Source organism: Paraglaciecola sp., from assembly GCF_051252315.1.
Lineage (GTDB): Bacteria > Pseudomonadota > Gammaproteobacteria > Enterobacterales > Alteromonadaceae > Paraglaciecola.
In genome coordinates this window covers 26,776-33,449 of the sequence record NZ_JBPOFP010000048.1, presented here as the reverse complement: position 1 = coordinate 33,449, position 6,674 = coordinate 26,776, and the positions used below count along the sequence as shown (strand labels likewise).

General features: G+C 40.5%; 7 protein-coding genes. 6 read left to right on the top strand and 1 reads right to left on the bottom strand.

Translation table 11 applies throughout. From position 1 onward, the window contains the following. Positions 1-74: 74 nt before the first annotated feature. Complete coding sequence (locus tag ACSHXM_RS11295) at positions 75-1,001, bottom strand: LysR family transcriptional regulator (RefSeq protein WP_435688873.1); 927 nt, start codon at positions 999-1,001, stop codon at positions 75-77. 123 nt (positions 1,002-1,124) lie between these two features. Between ACSHXM_RS11295 and ACSHXM_RS11290 the strand changes: the two genes are divergently transcribed. The 6 genes from ACSHXM_RS11290 to ACSHXM_RS11265 are packed head-to-tail and all read left to right on the top strand — an operon-like array spanning position 1,125 to position 6,616. Next, the gene (locus ACSHXM_RS11290) at positions 1,125-2,345 is read left to right on the top strand and encodes an acyl-CoA dehydrogenase family protein (protein WP_435688872.1); all 1,221 of its coding nucleotides are present in this window, start codon (positions 1,125-1,127) and stop codon (positions 2,343-2,345) included. Further along, positions 2,342-3,154 carry an SDR family oxidoreductase gene (locus tag ACSHXM_RS11285; RefSeq protein ID WP_435688871.1) on the top strand — a complete coding sequence of 271 codons (813 nt, stop codon included), beginning with the start codon at positions 2,342-2,344 and terminating at the stop codon, positions 3,152-3,154. Before ACSHXM_RS11290 ends, ACSHXM_RS11285 begins: the two co-directional genes overlap by 4 nt. Further along, positions 3,147-4,238, top strand: coding sequence for a phosphotransferase family protein (locus ACSHXM_RS11280; protein ID WP_435688870.1), 1,092 nt, complete (start codon positions 3,147-3,149; stop codon positions 4,236-4,238). The genes ACSHXM_RS11285 and ACSHXM_RS11280 overlap by 8 nt, the downstream gene beginning before the upstream one ends. Continuing rightward, on the top strand, positions 4,239-4,919 hold the full coding sequence (locus ACSHXM_RS11275) for a histidine phosphatase family protein (protein WP_435688869.1): 681 nt from the start codon (positions 4,239-4,241) through the stop codon (positions 4,917-4,919). It abuts the gene before it with no gap. Positions 4,920-4,969: 50 nt separating this feature from the next. Next, entirely contained in the window at positions 4,970-5,719 is a 750-nt protein-coding gene (locus tag ACSHXM_RS11270; protein WP_435688868.1) for an SDR family oxidoreductase, read from the top strand. An 18-nt stretch (positions 5,720-5,737) separates the two neighbouring features. Beyond that, on the top strand, positions 5,738-6,616 hold the full coding sequence (locus ACSHXM_RS11265) for a bile acid:sodium symporter family protein (RefSeq protein WP_435688867.1): 879 nt from the start codon (positions 5,738-5,740) through the stop codon (positions 6,614-6,616). Positions 6,617-6,674 lie beyond the last annotated feature (58 nt).

The window sequence follows — 6,674 nt, the reverse complement described above, 5'->3', positions numbered from 1 at the left end:
CGATGGATGTATTAAAGCCCATTTAACTTGATTAAAAAATCTACAAGGTGATACTTAGGTATGTGAAGTGATAACTATAGCTTTTCCCATAACTTAAAAGTTTGCTGACGAAACCAACTTAATGCCTCATCTTGTTCTGTATTTTTATGCCAATACATGTGAGTTTCTAATTTGTTCAATTCTAAAGGGAGCTCTCGAATAACAAGATTACCTTGATCTTTTTGCTGAGCGAGTAACTCTTTGGCCAACATACTCGGAACCGTTAAAATTAAATCAGAAGTTTGTATTATTAATTTTGCCGCATAATAATTCTGACATCGCACTGAAATGTTTCTAGACAGACCCAACCTTTGTAGTAATGCATCTTCTGCAATCGCGCCACTAGGTCGATTTGACACTCCTATGTGATTTGCCTGCAAATAGTCTAGCTTCGACATATTGTCAGCTAGGGCATGCTCTTTATTAATCAAAATACAAAATTCATCGTCTATCAATTTTTGATGTAATACAGGGGATTTAATCGGTAATGCCACATCAAATACCATGTCTACATGTCCCGCAGTTAATAAACGGCTTAAATTTTCTCGTTCAACTTTGACACTAGCAAATGTTACATGTGGCGCTTGACTAGCCAACATAGTTGCAAGCTTTGGCAAAATAGACGGTTCCAAAGCGTAATGGATACCTAAACTAAAATGATGTTCACTGGTTAGCGGATTAAACTCCCCCCAATGTTGTAAAATCTGTCTAAGCCTAGTTAGGTTGTCAATAATCAAAGGTGCCATTCGTTGGCAAGCTGGAGTAGGAAGCATTTGATTATTGCTACGTTGAAATAAAGGATCGCCTAAATATTCCCGTAGTCTTTTTAAACCATGACTAACTGCAGATGGCGTAATATGCAAAGCCTCTGCGCTACGGGACATGTTTCTTTCTAGGTAAATACTCTCAAACACCTTCAACAGATTAAGGTCGAGTTTTTGAATATTATTAAGATCAGGCATCAATTTCTCCCATACCCCCACAAACACTATGAATTTAATTCATAGTTAGCATACAGAATACTTCATTTCATTCAACCGATTAAACAGACTACACTGAGTAAAGTCATAATGCGGATAAAAACCATGCACTTTACACACAGTGATAAAACTAAAGATTATTTAGCGCGCCTAAAAACGTTCATGCAGGAAAATGTTTACCCTGTAGAGGAACAAATATATGCCGAAACCCATCAACTAAACCCTACTGGGGATTGGCAAAACTGGCAGGTTCATCCTTTAATCGAACCACTAAAAAATAAAGCTAAGGAAGTGGGATTGTGGAATCTGTTTTTACCTGACTCTACTCTTGCCCAAGGCTTATCGACATTAGAATATGCGCCACTAGCTGAAGAAATGGGACGTTGTGGTTTCGCTTCTGAAATATTTAACTGTAATGCGCCGGACACAGGCAATATGGAAGTCTTGTATCACTTTGGTTCTGCGCAACAAAAAGAACAATGGTTGACCCCTTTACTTGCCGGCGATATTCGTTCGGTGTTTGGAATGACAGAGCCTGATGTGGCGTCTTCCGATGCAACTAATATGCAGGCGAGTGTTGAAATAGATGGAGACGAGTTAGTCCTAAATGGCAAAAAATGGTGGACCACGGGTTTAGGGCACCCTAATGCCAAACTGGCTATTTTTATGGCCTTGTCTAATCCTGAAAATGATAAACACAATCAACACAGCATGGTTTTGGTTCCCCTTGATACACAAGGAATTAAGATAAAGCGAATGTTACAGGCCTATGGAGATTATGATGCGCCATTTGGCCACGGAGAAATGCATTTTGATAATGTTCGTGTTCCTAAAGACAATTTATTAGTGGGTATGGGTAAAGGGTTTGCGATTGCCCAAGGTCGTTTAGGTCCAGGCCGTATTCATCATTGTATGCGTGCCATTGGCATGGCCGAAAAGGCTTTAGAGTTGGCAGTACAAAGAGGATTAAGCCGCAGCGCCTTTGGTAAACCTATCATTAAATTAGGTGGAAACGGCGAAAGAATAGCTGACGCTCGTATTGCCATTGAACAATCTAGGCTATTAACCCTGCAAGCCGCTTGGAAAATCGACAACCTAGGTGTCAAAAACGCTATGGTAGATATTTCTGCCATTAAAGTTGCTGTACCTAATATGTTAGAAAAGGTCGTTGATATGGCGATACAGATTCATGGGGGAGCTGGCATGAGTAATGATTTTGTCTTAGCAAGATTTGCTGCAGGAGCCCGAGCCTTACGTTTGGCTGACGGTCCTGATGAAGTGCATAAAGCTATGGTAACCCGCTTAGAATTGGCCAAATACAAATGAAAAAAACAGCATTAATTACCGGAGCAGCCTCAGGATTAGGTGAAGCCCTCGCACATCAATATGCGAGCCAAGGTTTTGAAGTCTGTGTTACCGATATCAATACCGAAAGAGGTCTACATGTTTGTGAGGAGATTAAGCAAGCTGGAGGAAAAGCGTTCTTTTTAGGTTGTGATATCACCCAAGAATCGAATATTGAAGCATTAAAGTCAGAACTTGAAACGCGCTGGTCACAGATTGATTGTTTGATTAACAATGCCGGTGTAGCAACTGCGGGGGCCTTGGAATTCGAAGATATTGAACAATGGCAGTGGGTAATGAACATCAATCTATATGGCATGGTTCGAATATGCCGAGCATTTGTTCCCATGTTGGAACGTCAAAACGCCTCCACCATTATTAACATAGCCTCTCAGGCTGGCATCACTCCTATCTCTTTAATGGGAAGTTATAATGCCAGCAAAGCCGCCGTAGTCAGCTTTTCTGAAACTATGCACATTGAGTTGGCGCCAAAAGGCATACAAGTGTGTGTAGCCTGCCCTAGTTTTTTTGCCACCAACTTAAAAGAGTCATTACGTACAGCTCAACCGGGACTACCTGAACTGGTAGATAAATTATTAAGCCGTTCTGACATAGATGCGACTAATGTAGCTGAACAAATATACCATGGTGCACACAGAAATCAGTTTATGATCATTACGCACAAACAAGGTCGGACAGCAAATAGGTTAAAAAGGTGGTTACCTACTAGTCGTTATCTCAATATGATGAAAACTAAACTCAAACATTTTAGGCCTAAATCCCATGAATAGTTCAACTTCAATGATGGGAGTAGATAAAGCCGGTAAGGTCAGACAAGGAGAAGAATTAAACCTTAATAAATTAATTCCTTGGATTGAAGGCAATATTCCAGAACTACAAGGGCAGCCAAAGGTTTCTCAATATTCAGGTGGTGCGTCAAACTGGACCTACTGCTTGAGTTATGCCAACCAAGACCAGACAACGGAAGTGATTTTAAGACGCGCACCTGCTGGCACTAAAGCCAAAGGCGCTCACGATATGGGCCGAGAGTACCGATTGCAAGCAGCCCTTAAACCTGTCTACCCATACGTTCCGAAAATGTTAGGTTTCTGTGACGACTTGTCGATACTCGGTTCAGAGTTTTACCTAATGGAAAAGATAACCGGCCTTATTCCTCGAAAAAATCTGCCTAAGGCTATCAAGCTTGAAAAAGACACCACCCGACAACTTTGCCTTAATGCTTTAGATAGCCTGATCGACCTACATCAAGTGGATTACAAAGGTGCAGGCTTAGATCATTTGGCCAAAGGACAAGGTTATACTCAAAGACAAATAGATGGTTGGTGTGCCCGTTATAGCAAAGCTAAAACGTGGAATGTGCCTAGCGGCAAGTTTGTTATGAATTGGCTAAAAAACAACATGCCTAAACACGAAAACATTTGCCTAACCCACAATGATTTTAGATTTGATAATCTGGTGTTAGATGTAGATGACCCAACAAAGATATTAGGCGTGTTAGATTGGGAGCTAGCGACACTTGGTGATCCGTTAATGGATTTGGGCAATAGTTTAGCCTATTGGGTGCAAGCCGACGATGACAAAATAGGTAGAAGCACACGCCGCCAACCTACTCATTTAGATGGCATGTTAACTCGGCAAGAAGTCATTGATTACTATCTTGAAAAAACCGGCTTCAAGATTGAAAACTTTGCATTTTATGAGGTCTACGGTTTGTTTCGATTGGCGGGAATTGCCCAGCAAATATATTATCGATATCATCATAAACAAACTGACAACCCCGCGTTTAAACATATTTGGTTTTTTGTACATTATTTACTTTGGCAATGTCGAAAAGCCATTAAGGGCACACGATAAATGCCAACTTTGTACTTAATCCGGCATGGTCAAGCATCATTTGGCGCTGATGATTACGATCGTCTATCGCCTATGGGCGAACAACAAGCCGCAAAACTGGGTGCTCATTTACGTGAAACGGAGATCAAATTTGACCAGGTCATTCGTGGTGATATGTTACGCCACAAACAAACCGCAGAACTGGCTTTGCCTGATCAAACTTTCGAAATAAACCAAAACTGGAACGAGTATGATCACCAGGACATACTCGCTAAACAAAATAATGAATGTGTAACGGCCAAAAGCATGAAAGCCTATTTAGATGGTTTTTCTCAACCAGACGAAGCGTTTTCTCAATTAGTCACACAAGCATTCACACGCTGGGTAGGTGGAGAACATGACGCTCAATATTTAGAGTCCTGGCCTGCGTTTACAATACGTATCGAACAAGCCCTGCAAAAGCTATTAGAGCTCCATTCTGATGCAAAAAATGTTGCGGTATTTACCTCAGGTGGACCTATTGCATTTTTGTGTCACAAAATTATGGGGGCCCCTTTGCAGAATTTATTTCGATTAAATTGGTCTTTAGTTAATTGCGGAGTGACGAAACTGAAAACAACTCGCAACGGCTTGATGATATCTAGCTTAAATGAACACAGTATTTTTGATGGTAAAAACAAACACTTTCTGAGTTATAAGTAACCTTAGAGTTATTATAAATCTTACAAGGCTAAGAATAAGGCAAATAAAACATGATAAGAGAAAACATAATAATTACTGGTGCAAGCTCTGGTTTGGGCAAAGGCATGGCCATTGAATTTGCTAAAATGGGTCGTAACCTTGGATTATGTGCGAGAAGAATGGATAACCTAGAAGCCTTAAAATCTGAACTGCTAGGCATTAATCCAAATATTAAAATATTCATCAGCTCATTAGATGTGAATGAACACGAACAAGTTTTTGCTGTATTTAAACAATTCAATCAAGACCTAGGCAGTATAGACAGAGTGATAGTGAATGCTGGGATGGGCAAAGGTGCATCCATAGGCACGGGATTTTTTGAAGCCAATAAACAAACAGCAGAGACTAACTTTGTTGCCGCGTTAGCTCAATGTGAAGCGGCAATGGAAATATTTAGAGAGCAAAATAGTGGTCATTTAGTGACAATTTCATCGTTTAGCGCGTTACGCGGTGCTAGACGCGCCATGACAGTTTATGCCGCCACTAAGGCCGCACTCACCTCAATGACAGAAGGTATTCGCATTGACGTTCTTAATACGCCTATTAAAGTTACGACCATACACCCAGGTTATATTCGTACCGAAATTAATGAAAAAGTAAAATCCGTGCCCTTTATTGTCGATTTAGAAACAGGCTGTAAAGCGATAGTCAAAGCCATTGAAAAAGAAGTGGACAATAGTTTTACACCGTCTTGGCCTTGGCAGGTTTTTAAGTCTATTTACCGCAGGGCTTCACTAAAAATGTTAGCGAAAATCGGCTAAGTTTGTAAAAACCTAAACATGACTGAATCCATACTCACCCAGTTTATTCTACCGTTAGTGTTAGCCCTGATTATGTTTGGCATGGGGCTAAGTTTAACTAAGCAAGATTTTTTAGAGTTAGGCAAAGAACCAAAAGCGATTTTTGTCGGTTTACTCGGGCAAGTTATTTTACTGCCGATATTGGCTTTTTCTATTGCACTTTTGTTAGATCTAGACAGCCATTTAGCAGTGGGATTAATGTTGGTAGCAGCCTGTCCGGGTGGAACCAGCTCAAACATTATTAGCCATATTGCCAGAGCAAACTTGGCACTATCTGTCAGTTTAACTGCCGTCACCACTATTATTTGTGTGGTGAGTACTCCTTTAATAATTCAACTTGCCATAAACCATTTTGACTCATCTTCAACAGAAGAGTTTTCACTTGTTACTACCACCCTAGGCTTAATTATAATTACTTTGTTACCGGTTTTATTAGGTATAAGTTTACGTCACAAGTTTCCAGAACAGGCCAAACGATCTGAAGCTTTTTTTCGTGGGTTATCCACCAGCTTTCTAGTTTTGATGATAGTAGCTATTTGTTATCAAGAAAAAGACACACTAGCAGAATCATTCTCCCAAGTTTTTAGTGGAGCGGTTTTACTCAATTTAATGGCGATAACGTTTGGGGTTTTGTTGGGCTCGGTATTCCAGCTATCAAAAAAGAATAGTTTAACACTGGGTATTGAAGTAGGGATCCAAAATGGCTCTATGGCGATTCTCATTGCTGTATCATTTTTAGATCGGCCCGAATATGCCATAGCTGGTGGTGTTTATGGGCTGACAATGTACCTAGGAGCAAGCTTACTGATACTAGCGGCAAAACGTTTTAAGCAGATAAATCCCCCGAATTCTGGATAAGCGGTACCTCTTCCCCCCTCCCCCAGAATTCGGATTCAATATTACCTCTAGCAATCAA